This is a genomic window from Rossellomorea marisflavi, assembly GCF_022170785.1.
Taxonomy (GTDB): Bacteria; Bacillota; Bacilli; order Bacillales; family Bacillaceae_B; genus Rossellomorea; species Rossellomorea marisflavi_B.
Genome location: NZ_CP081870.1, coordinates 3,827,849 through 3,843,894 on the forward strand (window position 1 = coordinate 3,827,849; position 16,046 = coordinate 3,843,894).

The following is a 16,046-nucleotide window of genomic DNA, read 5'->3' on the forward strand; positions in this document are numbered from 1 at the left end:
CGCAAAGGAATGATGGCTACCCATGATCACCTTACTTTCGACCACTTACATTGTACAATCCGGAGACACATTGTATAGCATCGCACGGCGCTTTGATGTGACCGTAGCACAACTGAAGATATGGAACGGACTGCCGTCAGATACCATCCAAGTCGGACAGGTCCTCGTTGTCAGCGCCACTCCGGAATCGGACCGTCCCCTTACGACTTACACGGTCAAGGCCGGAGACACGCTCTACAGCATTGCCGGGCGCTTTGAGATGACCCTTGATGAAATCATGAGCCTCAATCGCATTACCGATCCGAGCCGCATACAAGTGGGACAAGTCCTTCAGGTGTATGACAACAGCGGCGAACCGGCTCCCGAGCTCACCACCTATGTCGTCCGAGCCGGCGATACCCTCTACAGCATCGCACGGCGCTTCGGCATGACCCTTGATGAAATCATGATTCTCAATGGCATTACCGACCCTAGCCGTATCCAAGTCGGGCAGGTCCTTCAAGTCTATGACAACGGAGGGAACGGGGAACCACCGGTGCGCGTGACGGCGAGTCAGTTGAACGCAATTGGCTGGTCTTACAATTATCTATCCGACAGCATCCTGGCTGATCTGAATCTCTGCCTGGAGCGATTCCAGATCACAACCAAATCCCGGTTGTGCCATTTCCTGAGCCAGTGCAGCCACGAGTCCGGCGCCGGCCGCTATACGGCCGAAATTGCCGACGGCTCTGCCTACGAAGGCAGACAGGATCTCGGGAACATTTACCCGGGCGACGGGCCGAAGTTCAAAGGCGGAGGATACATCCAGCTCACCGGACGCTACAACTACACCCTCTTCTCGCAGTCCGTCGGTGATCCGGAGATCGTCAACCAGGGCGTTTACTACGTCGCTGAACATTATCCATGGCAAAGCGCGGGCTTCTGGTGGGAGCTGAACAATATGAACGCCCTTTGTGATACCAACCCAACGGTGCGTCAGGTCACGCTCAAGGTAAACGGAGGAACCAGAGGGTTGGAAGAGCGGACGCGGTATTATGAGAGATGTGTGGTGATCTTTTAGTTCCCGAGATTTTCATGAAAATAGAAAGAGAGTGGTCCAACCGACATTGGGACCACTCTCTTTTTAACGGTTTAGGTGTCTAATCCTATCCACTGATAAACATGATGATTTGATTCACCCCATCATGGAATATTAGCGCCATGATGAGGATGACGACCGTGATCAGTGCGCCAACTTCTCTGAGTGACCACTTCCCTGTAGCCAAGGTAGTTGACCTCTTAGCCCCTACAGATGGATCGGCCGGCAATTGATCTTCACCCTCTACCCTTCCCACTTTCAACCATTGCTTCAACTCTTGCTTCATCATTTTTTGGATATCACTTGGTGTAAGAAAATCAAACTCCTTATCCGTTCTCACATCCTGCAAGGTCTTGTCGAAGAGACTGTCCATGATGGAATGACTTAATCGACCGGTCCTGGTAAACTCTGTTTCAATAAGAGTAATAGAATGAGAGCAATTCTTAAGGATGCTGTTGATCTTAACCCTTGCTCTATTTCGCTTCATAAGTGTGTCATCTATCACACGCATCCCCCCTTTTAAACTGACTATTGGCATACCTACTCTTACCTTACCATAAATCCTATATATGTAAATATAAGTAAATATTTTATCTTTGACCTTTATCTAAGCATCCAAAGTAGCCATTTGGAGATTCCATATGGCTTACCTTATTATTGAACTCAGCTAACATGTTACCAACAGGAATAGGTAGCCCTATCTCCTTCCCTCACAATCCAAACGCCCTCATGCCTCACATGAAGAAGTATTGGGTCCTCTCAAACGTTGACTACCGGCACCTCACCTGGGGATACGCGAATTCTTTTAAACACAATAAAAAGAGATGGCGATTTAACCCAATGAATCGCCGTCTCTTCCTTAAGTCGTTCTTAATCAGACCTGTTAAGAAAACTGATCCGATGTTTCAATGGGTATTCAATCTGGCGTACCCGCAAGCCCCATCTCATGCATGAGTCGAAGAATGGTTTTGGGATCGTGTTGAAAGCCTATCATCTTCAAATGTTCTGTCACCCGCCGATAGGCGTAGCGCCCCTCGTACGTATGGGCAACGAGAAGGATCTGCGCTTTGACGTCGGCATATTTGTCCGGGCGGTCCAGCCGCTGCTCCCAATAGTAATAAGTGCTGCGAGGAATCTTTGCTACTTCCACAAGAGACTTAACATCGTATTGATCCTTAAGTTCCTGGATTACTCTTGCCTTTGTCTTATTGGAATACTGTTCTTGCTCACCAGCAAGCCTGATCAGACACTTTTCATAGGCAGTTACAATAGAAGAACATGAAACTCCACTTGAATGATTAGATGACTCCTTCAATTTTGTCGACATTGTCCAGCGACTCCTTAAATTTGAGAGAATTTCTCATGATAGGTTTGGCAACTGGTTACACACGGTTTCCCTTAAACCAGTGACATCCACCTTTATATCGGCTGAATTTTCACATAGTTAAAGAATGATACCTGTACCGTTTCGGCAAAAAATCAATCTATGATTAGATAGAACAAAGAGACCTCTACATCGCCTGCATTTCGATGATGATTGATCTTCAGTCCATTACCCGCTCCTATAAAGCATTCCTCATAAAAAAATCCGACACTGTTAGGCTGGCTAACAATATCGGAACTTCACTCCAATGTATGACTCGTACTCACTCGACCACTTCCACCGGCTTATCGGATTGAACAGTCACATCGTTGGCTTCCGTGGCTGATTTCTCTTCTTCTTTATGAAGTTCAGGCTTAGCTGCTTTCGGTGTCGCCTCGACAGGCTCTTCCACAGCCGGTGGACTTTCAGGCTCCTGCTTCATTTCCTCTTTTGCAGGTTCCGGTGCCTTCTCTACTGGGGCAGGTTTCTTCTGAGGTTCAGGTTTTTTAACAGGTTCTTTCTCCTTTGCCTCTACCCTAGGAGATGGTTCCTTTGCCTTTGTCTCGTCTTCTTCTTTCACGCCCTTTGGCTTATCCCGGTCCTTACAATGGGGATTATTCGTCTTTTTGCCTTTTTCACAGTGACAATTTGGCTTATCCTTTGCTCCGTGGCCATGACACTTATTGTCATTGTCATCTTCACCTTGAAAGGTAAGTGTCATTTCAAAACTCGTTTGCTTCGTGTCATAAAATAAAGCATACGTGTTAAATGTATGCAGCTGCTTGGTCAGGAGGAAACTGCTGAACCCGATCGCCAAGATGAGGTAGAGCAGACGCAGTTTTGATGATTTCATTATTCTTGACCTGCGTACATGGTGAGATCGAAGTCGACTTTGGCACCTTGGATTTCGTTACCGGCCTGACGGCTTAACTCTGCTGTGATGGTGAATACCTCATCAGTATCATGTGTATCCTGAATAGGATTTAGTAAGCTTGTATTTTTCAAAGTAGGTTTATTTTTCAATTCTGCCAACGTACCTTTAAAAGCAACCCCGTTGTTCGTTCTTATAGTAAATTTCAGATTTTTATTAAATGACTCTTCCGCCGCTTTGACGTCCTCCACACCCTTAATAGAGTGAATATTAATAGCAGCATTCTTGACAATGGCTTTTACAGAACCTACATTTCTAGTAATGAATTGTTTGGTTTCAGTTTTCTTCCCTGGATACCAGTACCCATCAACCTTATTACCAGTCGTTTTCGAAAATCCTATAAATAATGGGGAGGGGTTTTCATAAAAAGGGGAGATTTTCAACGTACCCATCTCAATCTTATTCCCCGCACTTGAAGCCTCTGAATAGAAATCGGAATAGGTGGTTCCACCGAAACCGGAACTGAATAATGCTGCGCCAAGGACAACAGCCAAGTATCTCTTCTTCACGAACTCAGCACCTTTCTATTAAAGATAAAGCCGGACCTTTGGTAGCGCCCAGCTAAACATAAAGATTAGTTCTCTTGGGAGAGCCTCCAAGAAATATCTCCTGCGACACTAATGGCTTGGAGATGATTTTGATTTGCTTCCTTCTCTCTCTCTATATAAATAAATGGTTTAATAGAAACTGGTTTGGTCTTATTAGTCAACGTTACTTTATCTAGTTCAGTATTTACTACTCCAACCAGACTTTCCAGAGCACCTACAGGGACAGTAGGTGAATCCTCTCCGTTAATTTCTAAACCAATTTGAATATCTTGATATAAACCGTATTTTGATGAATCGATAACATTTCCATCCTTATCTTTGATACTGAAATTTTTGAGTTCAACAGAAATTTTCCCTGGAAGAGACCCAACATTGGCAATGCTAATAGCCTGACCATATTCTTTTGAACCAGGTTTTAGATTATTAAATTGTTCTCCACTGATTAGTGCTCCTAGTGGACCGACTTCAGCAAGCTTCAACGTACCCAGCTCAATCTTATTCCCAGCAGAACTCGCTTCCGAGAAGAAATCCGAATAAGTCCCTGTAGACGCTCCAGCTCCAATTACCAATGCTCCAGCCATCATGGTTCCAATAAGTGCTTTTTTCATTTTCATTATTTTCATTTCCCCCATCGTTTTAATTGTTTTTGACCGTACGAACTAATGAATGGTATTAGACAGATGAATCAGGCAATGATTGTATGTACCTGATAATGCGTTGCTTCCTCACCTCCCTTCATGCTTCAACGGTAATTACGATTCCACTGGGTATGGGCGGCTGCCGCGGTCTTTTTTGTTTTTTCGCTTTGTGATGAATTCCATGATTATCAGGGTAAGACCAGGAATTCCGATGAGGACGATCATGCCCCAGATGCCTGTTACTTTATCCATCAGGAGACCGAAAGCAGGAATTCGTGCTACATAGGTTCCGCGCATTTCGTCTCCTTTGATCATTTCAGGATCTTTTGAAGGATTGGCATCCCCTTTTGTTTGATACGATAGACCTCCGTCTTCCTTCATAGAAGTGATGCGGTGGGTCACGAGTTTTCCATTATGTTCGAATGTGACGATGTCACCTTTTTTCATTTCCTTCACAGGGGTGTCTTTCACGATGATCATGTCACCCGGCTCGATGACCGGACGCATGCTTCCCGATAAGACGGTCAGGAACTTGTAGCCAAAGACTGAAGGAATCTCTCCCGGGTTCATTTTGGTTTGAGCGAACAGCATGACATTGAATGCGACGAAAAGCGCCAGTACCCCCATTAACAGATAGCCAAAGATCTTTCCTACTTTTTTCACTGTTATCCCCCTTGATTATCGTTCTTTAAAACGAACAATTAGATTATAAGAAAACACCAACCAGAAGTTGGAGTGTCTGTTTCACATGTATTAATTTACCACGTTTACTCACCGTAAGAAATAGAAACCTGTCGACAAAATCAGCATAATTACCCACATTTTTAGTCCTAGAAAGATTCGAAATCATATAAAATCAAGTAAATACTATCATTCTAATGTCGAATTTTAGCACATTATAATTCTTTATAAAGAACAATCCGCTAAATAAAACAGCGATCAATAAGCTTAAGGGCTCTATGACCGCTTTTCATTACGTATACTAGTACTTTTTGCATAATATCACTTACTCTTGCAAATGATAGGTTCCAGTAAAATTCGCGTTCAATCCCCCGTACCCGCACTCATTCCCTTCGACGACTTCCATAGAGGATTCAGAAGTCTTGGTAAAGGTCACCTGGCAGCCTTCTAAGTTCGGATCAACAAAGACCGCCTGGCTCCCCTCTGATACGAATCCTCCGGTCATATCCGCCGTACTTTGACCGTATAACGCTTCACCAACGTATTGGTAGCCGCCATCAGCAGAACCCGTAATGGCAATTTTTCCGTAGTACGTTTCTTGAGCGCCTTCCCTTTCCCAATTACCTGCAAAACCTGTGGGACCCTCAGCTGCTACAGGTTCAGCGGCTTTCTCTTGGGCCGGTTCTTCTTCTTCCTCTGCCTCTGCCAGTTCAGGTCCACTCACTTCAAAGCGTTGCCCATTATTACGGTAGATGTCAAAGAACTTTTCCTCTCCATCTTCTTCCACTTTGTAAGTAAAGACTTTGACTGCTTCCTCTCCCCACTTCGCGTCCTTTTCTTCAAGTATAGTAACTTTATGATCTCCGTACAGCTTCTGCACTTCTGCTGCAGTCAAGTCAAAGTCAGGTGGGCGGGTTTCCATCTGATCCACCTTCCACTTGTCCTCTTCCCACACCACTGTAAAATCGACGTAACCTCCACCGGTGGTTGACTCATTGGAAAACATTAATATCGTAAAGACTTTTTTAAAATCCTCGTCCTTGATGATCTCTTGCCTGACCTCTGGAAACAAGTTATGGGGCAGCAACATCCCGTCTCCACCTTCAATTTCCATGGCAAAGGAATCCTTCATGTTCTGATCATAAAAGGACCTGGTCACCCACCCGCTCATGCGTTCTTTCAGCTCATCCTCAGCCAGGGCAGCCCCTTCGATCTTTTCCTTTGTGATTTCATTTACCTCATCCAATGCTTCTTGGTACTCTCCTTGAATAAAATCCACCAATTCAAATACCGGGGCATCCACTTTTTCTTCCTCTTCTATTACTTTCTCTTTCTTGACGGGTTCCACAGTGCTCCCAGTCTTTTGAGCTGAACAACCCGCGATACCCAGCATCACGATCATCATAGCCAACCAAATAAGAATTCTCATCATTTCCCCTCCCCAGATATTCAACACGTTAATTATATCTCAGGAAGGTCTTTCGAATTACATTTATGTAAAAAAATACAAAAAATATTTCCATCTACAGTGATTAAAAACCCTTTCCGAAGAATAAGTCGCTTTTTTATCCGCTGCTCTCTTTACACCCACAGATGAACCTATCACCTTTGATTCATGCAACTTTCTGTTTCACGATGGTATCTAGCCTACACCAACGGCCTTCTCACTCTAATTAAGTACGTTCAAAATATACTTTTCATTATAGTTATCACAGTCATCTGAATCGACAACATATTGCATGAACTGACAATCTTGTATACTATTAGACAGGACAAAACTTTTTTACAGAAAGGTATAGATTTCCCATGCAATCTCAATCTAACTCTCATTTAGAAAGTAAAAAATGGCTTTTAGCATTTATCCTTAGTTTTACTGTCTTTCTACAATATGCACGTCCCTTCACAGATGGGTTACATGCCACCATCCCATCTATACAATACGTGCTTTATTTAACATTTTTCATTTTTGCCATCCTGTTCGGGTTTCAGAAGACTGAAATTTCTATAAAGCCCTATTGGTACAGTCTCTTTATAGTTGCTATGCCATTAATCAATCTATTGCTTGTTTTTCTATTCCCAGAGGGACATCATGAGAACAAGTTAAAGATCAGTTTTGAAACATTGCAATTCTTCCTTATGACCTTAATTATTGTTGTGACTCTTTCCAGAGCAACCCTTATTGCCATATTAAAGCGTTTTACATTTATCGTGTTCATTGTTGCACTTGGTTTCCAAGTAGCGACTAGCATGCATGTTTTGGCTCCAAGTGAACTCTTAAACTCAAATACAATAGGCTATATGCTGGCACCATATCTTATCTTCCTCTTTATGTCTCGATCGAATTTAGCCTACAGAATTCCAGTCTATATCATTGGAACGCTATTGATTTATATTACCGGTGCCGCTACCACTCTTGTAGGATTTGTACTACTCCCTCTTTTCATGTTTATCTTTAATAGAGTAAAACATCCTAGACTTATGTTCACAGCCCTCATCCTGGGTGGCTTTTTAGTCATTACCATTCCTATCCTGTACCCTTCACCTATTTTTGAATCTCTGTTTACTCATCGGGATATTTTGTGGAGCGTATACTTTCAACATGCTTCTGAAACACTTCATACATTTTTGTTAGGAACAGGAGAATGGAAAGTTGAAACTGTCGGGGTGGAAACTCTAGAAGGTTTAAAAGCACATAACACTTATTTAAGTTTATTTCATTTAAATGGATTAATTGGATTGGTATTTTATCTTCTATATATTACTTTTGGGGTAAGAAGAAAGCATACCAATTTTAATATGATAGATGGATTACTTTTTCTGTCCCTAACATTCCAAGTTGCGGAATCTAACACTCCTATTTTCTCATTTACTTACTCATCATTTATATTTTCTTTTTGTAGTTTAATGAATAGAACTAACGAAAGGTAGTAAATTCGGTTTGGCCAACTCATGGGAATTAATTTACTTCTATGAGGTGTGTGTCTCACTGATGTTTCAAAAGGCTTCTTTGGAAGTAATAATTCTTCAATATAGCTATCTGTCATCTTTAGTAAAATGGCACTGTCAGCGCTTTTTCTAATGCACGTAAGAAAGATCACTTCCGTTACTTTTTGTCGTGAATATCCGGTTCTGGTGTCAATACCTCTATGGCTTCAGCCCCATGATGCTGGGTTTGCGTAGCACAAAAAACCTCTTAATGAACCAAGCACACCCTAGGGTGTGCTTGGTTCCTTATAGGAAGGCGATGTGTTGTTGGTCGGTACCTTGTCACTGTATAGTAAGTTACATTTCACTCTTTGGTAAGTAAATATGAGATATCATTTCCGCTTCAAAGATTCAAATAATCCAATCCATTCCTTCACTATATTATCAAGTCTAAATCTATCTAGACCTATTAAAGAATTCTTCGCTAGCTTTTTTCTAACGTCTGAGTTATTTATAAGATATTCTATTTTCTCTACCATTTCGTCAACATTGAAATCAGAAACTAAATAGCCATTTACATTTTGTTTAATAATTTCTGCAGGACCATTTTTACAATCGAAACTAATTACAGGAATTCCAGACTGAAGAGCTTCTATAAGAACCATACCAAATGATTCTTTACGTGATGTCATTACATAGAAAGCATAGTCCTTATACCTACTATAAATATCAGTTACTTCTCCTTTTAAGTAGATATTATTATTAAGCTTTTTGATCTCAATACTTTGTTTAATTTCCTTGAGGTGCTCCCCACTCCCGTAAATATGCCACTCCCAATCCTTATGTTTAGCGAATATTCTGTCAGCAACTTCTATTAAGTAATCATACCCTTTAACTTTCACAAATCGGCCACAAGTAATAATTTTTTTGGAGTTTAAATCGTAACTAAAATTGGTGATACTCTCATCCAAAGGATTGTATATTTGTTCAATCCTATTAATTTTCCTTATATTTTGGAGGTAGTCAGCTTTATCACGATTAGTTAAGACCACTATGCTGTCATTGTACTTCCCAGCTATTTTCCTGCCAAACCATGCTAGTCCAAAGATCTTCCCCCCATCAGCATAGCTTGCATGCTCAACAGATATAGTCTTTATATTGGGGAATTTTTTTAACACTCTCCATGTAAAACAATTAAAACCTATTGCTTCTATTATTAAAAAATCGATAGAATGCTCCTCTACATATCTCTTGAATTTTGTTTGGATATTAATCATGTTTTTTCTTACGCTAAAAGGTTCTTCAAAAAAATTAAAAACCCTTATGTCTTCATTAAGTTCAAACAATGGAGTTTTTCTTGTTTTGAAAAGTGAAAGGATTGTAATTTCATAATTTTTTTCCGCGGCTAATCTATTTGCTAATATACATACAGACCTAGTATCTCCTCCTTGATTAAATATGTTTTTAACCAAAAAAGTTATTTTATTCATAGGATTTTCTCCTTATTTTTAGAAACTTTAATATTAAATTTGAAAAATATTTAAACTCTTGGGTTTTAAAAGAGAAAACTGCAAATAGGAAATTGGGTATAACTAAACATATTAAAGCTTTAATGCAAAAACTAAATAGATCTTGTTGAGGTAAAAGTTGAATTAAACACCACACTATAGATCCAACCATTACATTAAAGATCGTGTAATATAGAATTTTAAAATAATATCTACTAACTTTCTCCAAAAAAACATGCTTAAATACTATATATGGCTCAATCCAGAAACTTGTTAATATCATACTAATAATTGTACCAAGTAATACACCATTTAATCCCATCATATTAACAAAAAGAACCGATAATATTATATTCAAGCCTCCTTCGATTATAGGCTTGTATTTATCTTGTCTAAACAATCCTGCAGCATTTTTAAACAATAGGGCAGTGTTTCTAAAACTAAATAGATAAAAATTTATCACAATTAGAACTATAGTAGTTGAATTTAAAACGTATGCTTCTCCAAGCCACAGGTTAATAAATGGATTAATTAAGATCCATAAACTGATGGAACAGAATCCTACAATCCAAAAGTTTATAAATAATAAATTTTTAAATATGTTAAAGTTTCTTTTAGTGTCTTCAGTAACTAATAGGTTACCCACACTAGCAGTTACAGAATTGTATATTTGATTAAATATAGCAATTATAGCATTAACTACCAAAATGTAGTTTGAATATAATCCAACCCAATATACTCCTAAGTATAATGAAATCACAATGTTATCTGTTCCTTGTAGAATCGCTCCGCCAAACTTATGTAGTAGAATTGCTCTTACATTAGCAAAAATACTAGTTTTTTCTTCATTGCTTATGCTAATCTTATTTTTATTTTTCAAAAAGGGAAACATTTTATTTGCAACTTTAGAAATTAACAAATTCTCGAGAAGTGTCATTAATATTTGTATTACTAAAAATAAAACGAAGTTTTTTGTAATCAACAAAATAAGAACTTGGAAAATATTCAACAAAACAATTGACGAATAGTGAATAGTATTTATAATGTAATTTTTTTGATTAGCTATAACAATTGATCTTTTGTAAGCATAGAAGTATGAAATAGTAGTATTTATTACAAATAAAAAGAAAATAAAGTGAACGTACGGGATAGTTGTAGTTGATGTAAAGAATGATACAAATGGTAGAATTAGTACTCCAAAGACAAATACCACAATTCCAATAACGGTATAAGCTTTTTTATAAAAATTCATTAATCCCATAATTGTATTTTCGTTTTTCTTGGCTAATGGTGCATAGAGGCTATAAACTATAGCACTGCCAATACCTAAATCCGCTAAAGAAAGTATAGTCACAATATTAATAAAAAGACTATTTAAACCTAGATACTCAACTCCAAGTGTCTTTATAAAAATATACCTTGCGGGAAAAGCTATTAGCATTGCTAGTATTTGACCGAAAAATGAAATAGTTACATTTCTAAAAGAGTTATAAGTTCTCAAGTTTCAACCCTCTTCTTAAAAATATTTACATTTTCTTCTTCTAATTTATCCTTTCCTTCGTATATAAAGAACATAAAAATTATCCAAGTAGTAGAAACTAAAGTTCCACCATATATAGAAATAATCAATAAAACAAAGACACTGATTCGCGAAAATCCTTTCGTCTTATAAAACAAATCAAAAAACATTAAAGCAAATACAATAAATGTAAGTATCCCTCCCGTGACCAGTACATAGGCTACAGTGTTCATGTATTCATAATTATAGAGTCTTTGACCATTGGCATTAATTCCATAAAGGTCATTTTCAGTCGTGATGTTATTACTTAAAACATAGGATGTTACGTTACCGTAGCCAGTACCAATTAACTTGTGATATCCATCTAACTGTTCAAATACTTGAAATCCTCTAACAATGCGCACCCCTGTTGAATCGTATGAAGTTCCTTCTACAAATCTGCCAATCGTTGCTTTATGCAGTGGTTCATTGTTAAATACTAAGATTACAAAGGACAAGCTTACAAATATAAACAAAAATGAAATACCTACTCTTTTACGAAAAGTTAATCTTTTATGCAATGAAAGTAACCAAATTAACCAAATTATCAAAGTGATAAAAATGGCCTGTGCTGAAAGTGTTGCGATCAAGGATATACTTACTAATAATGCAAATTTAACACTAGTATATTTTTTTTCTTTATTAAACTCAAATAATGAGAATAACAGTGCAGGAAATAGAAATTGTGCTAAGACACCTGGTTCTAAAAAAAATGCTTGAGGTCTAAACAATTGAGAATATACTGCATCAAAATCTATTAAATTGTAAGTGGTATTATTGTAAAGTGGAATAAATTTCACAACTGAGGGGATAATCTTATGAAAGAAATAAAAAGCGAAAACTTGGATAAAAAGAAATGCACTAGCAAGCATTACTATCCAGCGATAAATGCGTATAGATAAATCCAAATCAAAATAAAGTTTTCTAATGTAAACAATGATTACAAAATAAAAAAATAAGCGTGCAAATAATTTTATAGAATCATTTATATTATAGCTCTCAATTTGTGAAAGTGCTGAAAGTAAACTTGTAAGTAATAGAATATACAAGAATAAGCTATAGAGGGAAAAAGAAATATTTCCGTTTTTCTGACTGATTTCAACGACACCTAAAACAGTGAAAAAAATTAAACCAATCTCACCTAGCGTTATATTTGGAATGGGAGAAGCATACTGGTGTAATAAAGGCATAACACACACAAAAAATGTGAAAACTTTTTCTTTACTTATTAAATAATTTGTTTTCATAATTTACCTCTACTATATTTTTCTTATTTCCTCATAAGTTCGAGCACAGTTCCTTTGATCATGTAATGGAAAAAAGTTTTTAATCCTTTTTGAATAAGTCTTTGATAGGTTGAAATTATCGTTGTGTCTAAGTTTAATTTCTTTTATTAAATCTGAAGAATTGTACAAAACAGGACCAAAACCATCTCTTACATAATTAAAATAACCTTCTTTATAATGATTTTGCCGATATTTAGAATCATCAAAATGGTAATGTAAAATAGGTTTGTTCATGTATGCAAAATCAAAAAAAACACTTGAATAATCTGTGATTAAAATTGCAGATTCTTTTAAAAGTTCTTGCACGTCAAACTCATTTTTCTTAGCGATGGTTATATTATTAGTTGATTTACCAAAGAGATGAATATATTTTTGAACGTTATCATGTGGATAGAAAATAATTTTCAGGTCATTTTCATCTAGGTACTTATCAAGATCTTTATCATTTATAAGGTTTAAATATTGTTGTAAATAATCAGACATTCCGAATGCCTCTATATCATTATCTAACCATTGCCTCCATGTTGGCATTATTAAGATTTGATTTTTTTTAACTTCTACATTGTGTAATCCATCAAACCTACAAAGACCTATATATTTGACATTATTTTCTGGATATCCAAATTCTTTTACAACATACTCATATTCTGGTGCTGCACCACATACAAACAAATTCACTTTAGTGTTTTCATATAATGCAAAATTCAGCATGTCTTTTATTATTCCATGTTGTAGAAATACTTTTGTGTTCTTAATAACTCCCAAAATCTCCAAATTTAAACACAATTGTCCTCCTGGTTCCCCACTCCCAATATGAGAACTTATATTTTTATCAGCAACGAAGTAATAAAAAAAATGCTTAAAACTTCCAAAATGTATAATATTACCTAATTGAGATACCTTTTTGAAATCCTTAGAGTATTTATTAATTGCGTAATACACATTATCATTCGGATGGTTTTCTCTAACATATTTGAAAAGATAGTAACCATTGTCCCTTGCATCATCAGGTCTCTCACTAATTAGCCATAAGTCTTTAATAAAAGGTTTTAATAATAGCGACAAGGGATATGCTGCCAATATTTTAATAAAACTTTTCAAATCTTTTAACCTAATTTTTTTTAGTTTGTTTATCCAATACATCAACTTCACCTTTTTTAAAATTATTCATACCTTTCAGCATCATGCTTAGTGCGTTAGGCACAGTGTTATCTCTTTTATATAACCTATATTTCCTCAATAAAAATTGTATTACTAATAATAGTGATAAGTTTTTGGAAAGTGCTGCAAAAAAAACACCTTTATCAAAAAAATATTTATCATTATAACCTTCAAACCATGTTGATTCTTCTTGATTAACTACAGCAATTTCTTTTGGATTAGTTTCTATTCTCAGACCTTTTCTTAAACATTCAAATAAAAACAAACTATCTTCTCCAGCACTATATCTAGCGCCACCTCCAAATAAAAGAGAAAAACTTATATTGGCGTTCCAAATACTATTTTTTCTAAATGCAATATTTACTGCACCGTACCTCATAAAGTTATAGTTTCGGACTCTTCTTATAGTTTTTATATTTACAGTTGGTCTATTTTCATTGGAACTAGGAACATTAAATAGTATTATGTCAGCATTGGGTTGTGAATTAAATGCCTCAAGAATAATGTTTTCATATTTGGGGTTATAAACCATATCGTCATCCGCTAGTAAACAAATGTCCCCTTCAGCCCTCATCAGAGCACTATTCCTACTTAAACCAATACCCTTTTCTTGCATAGAAAATATTCTTATTTTAGAGGATTCTTTAAACAGTTCTCTGTATGCAAATTTATTGTTAGTTTGATTAATTACCAATGTATCTGTTTGTAAATTCATTGATTCTATAAATTTATCGTTTTTTTGATTCATTGTTGATAATAGGACTTCAACTTTCACTACATCACCTGTTTTTTCTAATTTTATATATTTTCAATAGTCCACTTGGGCTGTGAATAAACGATAGAGTAGAGTTTTTAATAAACTCAAGATAATTTTTTCTTCTCAATTCTGCATAAGCCAGCACTGCAAAATGTCTCATTTTGATTATTTTCTTTTCTTTAGAATTTAACATGTGGAAAAATTGCTTCTTCTTGTTAAACAATTGAATTTCCCCGGCGATTTTCCCATCACCGCTTGAAAGACCAAAAGTTTTTGTATGTTCGAAAGCTTTCACATCACATTCTGGTAAGTATCCAAATTTACCATCTCCATTTATTGCATTTAACATTAAGTAGAATTCATCGCCTATATCTATTTCAGGAAAACATCCTATCAATTTAATATATTCTTTTTTAAACATTAGTGTATCGGTTCCTGTTAAATGATTTAACAAATGGTATTTTAAGAGCTTAGTTTTATTAGTAATGATATCTGTTTTCAGATCCAATCTCTTTCTGTAATCTACTAAGTCATTGCTTTCGTTATACAATTTTAGATCAGTAATACAAAAATCTAATTTATTTTCCATCATAAATAAAACTTGTTTTTCAACTTTCTTTTTCATATAAATATCATCATCATCCAAAAATGTTATAAACACCCCATTCGCATATCCAATTCCAACATTTCTTGATTTTGATGATCCTAAATTTTTAACGTTAATCTGGTGCTTAATATTAATAATATTGTTTTGCTTAACTTCAGATATTATTTCCTTTACACGCTGATTCCATGAGTAATCTGCATTATCATCAACAACTATTATTTCTAGATTTACATAAGTCTGTCTAGCTATTGAGTTTAGTGCACAAATTAAGGTGTGATCCCTTCTATATGTCGAAACTATGACGCTAACTAATTTATCTGGATTCAAATTCTCTACCACCACTTTTAGATTTCAGGTCACTTTTATTTTCCTTTGATGAAGCAATTTCCTTATCCACAATTAAATTACCTTTCCCTTCTAGGTAACCTTTTCCATTTAACACGATAAATATAGTTCCGAAAAAACACTTAAGATCCATTTTAAAGTTTTGATTTTTAACATATTCGCCATCAAGTTCTGCTTTTATAATGATTGGTAACTCATCTCTCCCGTTTATTTGCGCCCAACCAGTAAGACCCGGCATTATGTTATTAACTCCATATTTTTCTCTTTCAGCAATTAAATCGTGTTGGTTCCACAAGGCAGGCCTTGGTCCAATAAAGCTCATGTCTCCAACAAAAATATTCCATAACTGTGGCAATTCATCCATACTAGATTTCCTCAGGATTTTACCGATATATGTAATATATTGGTCTGGATTATTTAGTAGATGTGTAGGTGTGTCACTCGGAGTATCAATTTTCATTGTTCTAAATTTAAGGATATTGAAGGTCATTCTGTGCTTACCTACTCTTTTTTGCTTAAAGAGAATGGGGCCCCTTGAACTAAATTTAATAGCAATAATAATAATTAGTATAAAAGGTGTGGCTAAAATCATGCCGATTAATGACATTAGAATATCTAATAACCTTTTAATATTCAATGATTGATACAATTTCTTATCCC

General features: G+C 36.4%; 16 protein-coding genes. 2 read left to right on the forward strand and 14 right to left on the reverse strand.

Annotation, left to right across the window (positions count from 1 at the left end; all coding sequences use genetic code 11):
* The first annotated feature begins 22 nt into the window (after nt 1-22).
* Nucleotides 23-1,060: a LysM peptidoglycan-binding domain-containing protein gene (locus K6T23_RS19840; RefSeq protein WP_238282995.1), complete on the forward strand. Its 1,038-nt coding sequence runs from the start codon at nt 23-25 to the stop codon at nt 1,058-1,060.
* An 85-nt stretch (nt 1,061-1,145) separates the two neighbouring features.
* On the opposite strand, the gene K6T23_RS19845 is transcribed toward K6T23_RS19840, so the two are convergent.
* The 7 genes from K6T23_RS19845 to K6T23_RS19875 form a co-directional block, all read right to left on the reverse strand.
* Nucleotides 1,146-1,565, reverse strand: coding sequence for a hypothetical protein (locus K6T23_RS19845; protein WP_238282997.1), 420 nt, complete (start codon nt 1,563-1,565; stop codon nt 1,146-1,148).
* A 429-nt stretch (nt 1,566-1,994) separates the two neighbouring features.
* Nucleotides 1,995-2,405 carry an IS3 family transposase gene (locus K6T23_RS19850; protein ID WP_238282999.1) on the reverse strand — a complete coding sequence of 137 codons (411 nt, stop codon included), beginning with the start codon at nt 2,403-2,405 and terminating at the stop codon, nt 1,995-1,997.
* Nucleotides 2,406-2,724: 319 nt separating this feature from the next.
* Complete coding sequence (locus K6T23_RS19855; RefSeq protein WP_238283001.1) at nt 2,725-3,294, reverse strand: hypothetical protein; 570 nt, start codon at nt 3,292-3,294, stop codon at nt 2,725-2,727.
* Nucleotides 3,294-3,881, reverse strand: a complete 588-nt coding sequence (locus K6T23_RS19860) for a hypothetical protein (protein ID WP_238283011.1) — start codon at nt 3,879-3,881, stop codon at nt 3,294-3,296. The genes K6T23_RS19855 and K6T23_RS19860 overlap by 1 nt, the downstream gene beginning before the upstream one ends.
* Nucleotides 3,882-3,946: 65 nt before the next feature.
* Complete coding sequence (locus tag K6T23_RS19865) at nt 3,947-4,534, reverse strand: hypothetical protein (protein WP_238283013.1); 588 nt, start codon at nt 4,532-4,534, stop codon at nt 3,947-3,949.
* Nucleotides 4,535-4,672: 138 nt separating this feature from the next.
* Complete coding sequence (locus tag K6T23_RS19870; protein WP_142129539.1) at nt 4,673-5,221, reverse strand: signal peptidase I; 549 nt, start codon at nt 5,219-5,221, stop codon at nt 4,673-4,675.
* Between the two features lie 343 nt (nt 5,222-5,564).
* Nucleotides 5,565-6,644, reverse strand: coding sequence for a hypothetical protein (locus K6T23_RS19875; protein ID WP_238283015.1), 1,080 nt, complete (start codon nt 6,642-6,644; stop codon nt 5,565-5,567).
* Nucleotides 6,645-7,045: 401 nt separating this feature from the next.
* Here K6T23_RS19875 and K6T23_RS19880 point away from each other — a divergent pair, with 401 nt between their 5' ends.
* Nucleotides 7,046-8,167: a hypothetical protein gene (locus tag K6T23_RS19880; RefSeq protein ID WP_238283017.1), complete on the forward strand. Its 1,122-nt coding sequence runs from the start codon at nt 7,046-7,048 to the stop codon at nt 8,165-8,167.
* 389 nt (nt 8,168-8,556) lie between these two features.
* Here the strand turns inward: K6T23_RS19880 and K6T23_RS19885 are convergent, their stop codons facing one another.
* From K6T23_RS19885 to K6T23_RS19915, 7 genes are read right to left on the reverse strand one after another with little or no spacing between them, the layout of a single operon-like run.
* Nucleotides 8,557-9,654 carry a glycosyltransferase family 4 protein gene (locus K6T23_RS19885; protein WP_238283019.1) on the reverse strand — a complete coding sequence of 366 codons (1,098 nt, stop codon included), beginning with the start codon at nt 9,652-9,654 and terminating at the stop codon, nt 8,557-8,559.
* Nucleotides 9,647-11,173 carry a lipopolysaccharide biosynthesis protein gene (locus K6T23_RS19890; RefSeq protein ID WP_238283021.1) on the reverse strand — a complete coding sequence of 509 codons (1,527 nt, stop codon included), beginning with the start codon at nt 11,171-11,173 and terminating at the stop codon, nt 9,647-9,649. The genes K6T23_RS19885 and K6T23_RS19890 overlap by 8 nt, the downstream gene beginning before the upstream one ends.
* The gene (locus tag K6T23_RS19895) at nt 11,170-12,477 is read right to left on the reverse strand and encodes a hypothetical protein (protein ID WP_238283023.1); all 1,308 of its coding nucleotides are present in this window, start codon (nt 12,475-12,477) and stop codon (nt 11,170-11,172) included. Before K6T23_RS19895 ends, K6T23_RS19890 begins: the two co-directional genes overlap by 4 nt.
* 12 nt (nt 12,478-12,489) lie before the next feature.
* Entirely contained in the window at nt 12,490-13,659 is a 1,170-nt protein-coding gene (locus K6T23_RS19900) for a CDP-glycerol glycerophosphotransferase family protein (RefSeq protein ID WP_238284483.1), read from the reverse strand.
* Complete coding sequence (locus tag K6T23_RS19905) at nt 13,628-14,452, reverse strand: glycosyltransferase family A protein (protein WP_238283025.1); 825 nt, start codon at nt 14,450-14,452, stop codon at nt 13,628-13,630. The genes K6T23_RS19900 and K6T23_RS19905 overlap by 32 nt, the downstream gene beginning before the upstream one ends.
* A gap of 4 nt (nt 14,453-14,456) precedes the next feature.
* Nucleotides 14,457-15,368: a glycosyltransferase family 2 protein gene (locus K6T23_RS19910; RefSeq protein WP_238283027.1), complete on the reverse strand. Its 912-nt coding sequence runs from the start codon at nt 15,366-15,368 to the stop codon at nt 14,457-14,459.
* On the reverse strand, nt 15,355-16,035 hold the full coding sequence (locus tag K6T23_RS19915; protein WP_273546591.1) for a sugar transferase: 681 nt from the start codon (nt 16,033-16,035) through the stop codon (nt 15,355-15,357). The genes K6T23_RS19910 and K6T23_RS19915 overlap by 14 nt, the downstream gene beginning before the upstream one ends.
* Nucleotides 16,036-16,046 lie beyond the last annotated feature (11 nt).

Bases quoted from the DNA above. Each gene is read 5' to 3' on its own strand.
- K6T23_RS19850 (WP_238282999.1), bottom strand. From the start codon at position 2,405: ATGTCGACAAAATTGAAGGAGTCATCTAATCATTCAAGTGGAGTTTCA.
- K6T23_RS19880 (WP_238283017.1), top strand. From the start codon at position 7,046: ATGCAATCTCAATCTAACTCTCATTTAGAAAGTAAAAAATGGCTTTTA.
- K6T23_RS19840 (WP_238282995.1), top strand. From the start codon at position 23: ATGATCACCTTACTTTCGACCACTTACATTGTACAATCCGGAGACACA.
- K6T23_RS19900 (WP_238284483.1), bottom strand. From the start codon at position 13,659: ATGTATTGGATAAACAAACTAAAAAAAATTAGGTTAAAAGATTTGAAA.
- K6T23_RS19845 (WP_238282997.1), bottom strand. From the start codon at position 1,565: ATGAAGCGAAATAGAGCAAGGGTTAAGATCAACAGCATCCTTAAGAAT.
- K6T23_RS19895 (WP_238283023.1), bottom strand. From the start codon at position 12,477: ATGAAAACAAATTATTTAATAAGTAAAGAAAAAGTTTTCACATTTTTT.
- K6T23_RS19885 (WP_238283019.1), bottom strand. From the start codon at position 9,654: ATGAATAAAATAACTTTTTTGGTTAAAAACATATTTAATCAAGGAGGA.
- K6T23_RS19875 (WP_238283015.1), bottom strand. From the start codon at position 6,644: ATGATGATCGTGATGCTGGGTATCGCGGGTTGTTCAGCTCAAAAGACT.
- K6T23_RS19855 (WP_238283001.1), bottom strand. From the start codon at position 3,294: ATGAAATCATCAAAACTGCGTCTGCTCTACCTCATCTTGGCGATCGGG.
- K6T23_RS19865 (WP_238283013.1), bottom strand. From the start codon at position 4,534: ATGAAAATGAAAAAAGCACTTATTGGAACCATGATGGCTGGAGCATTG.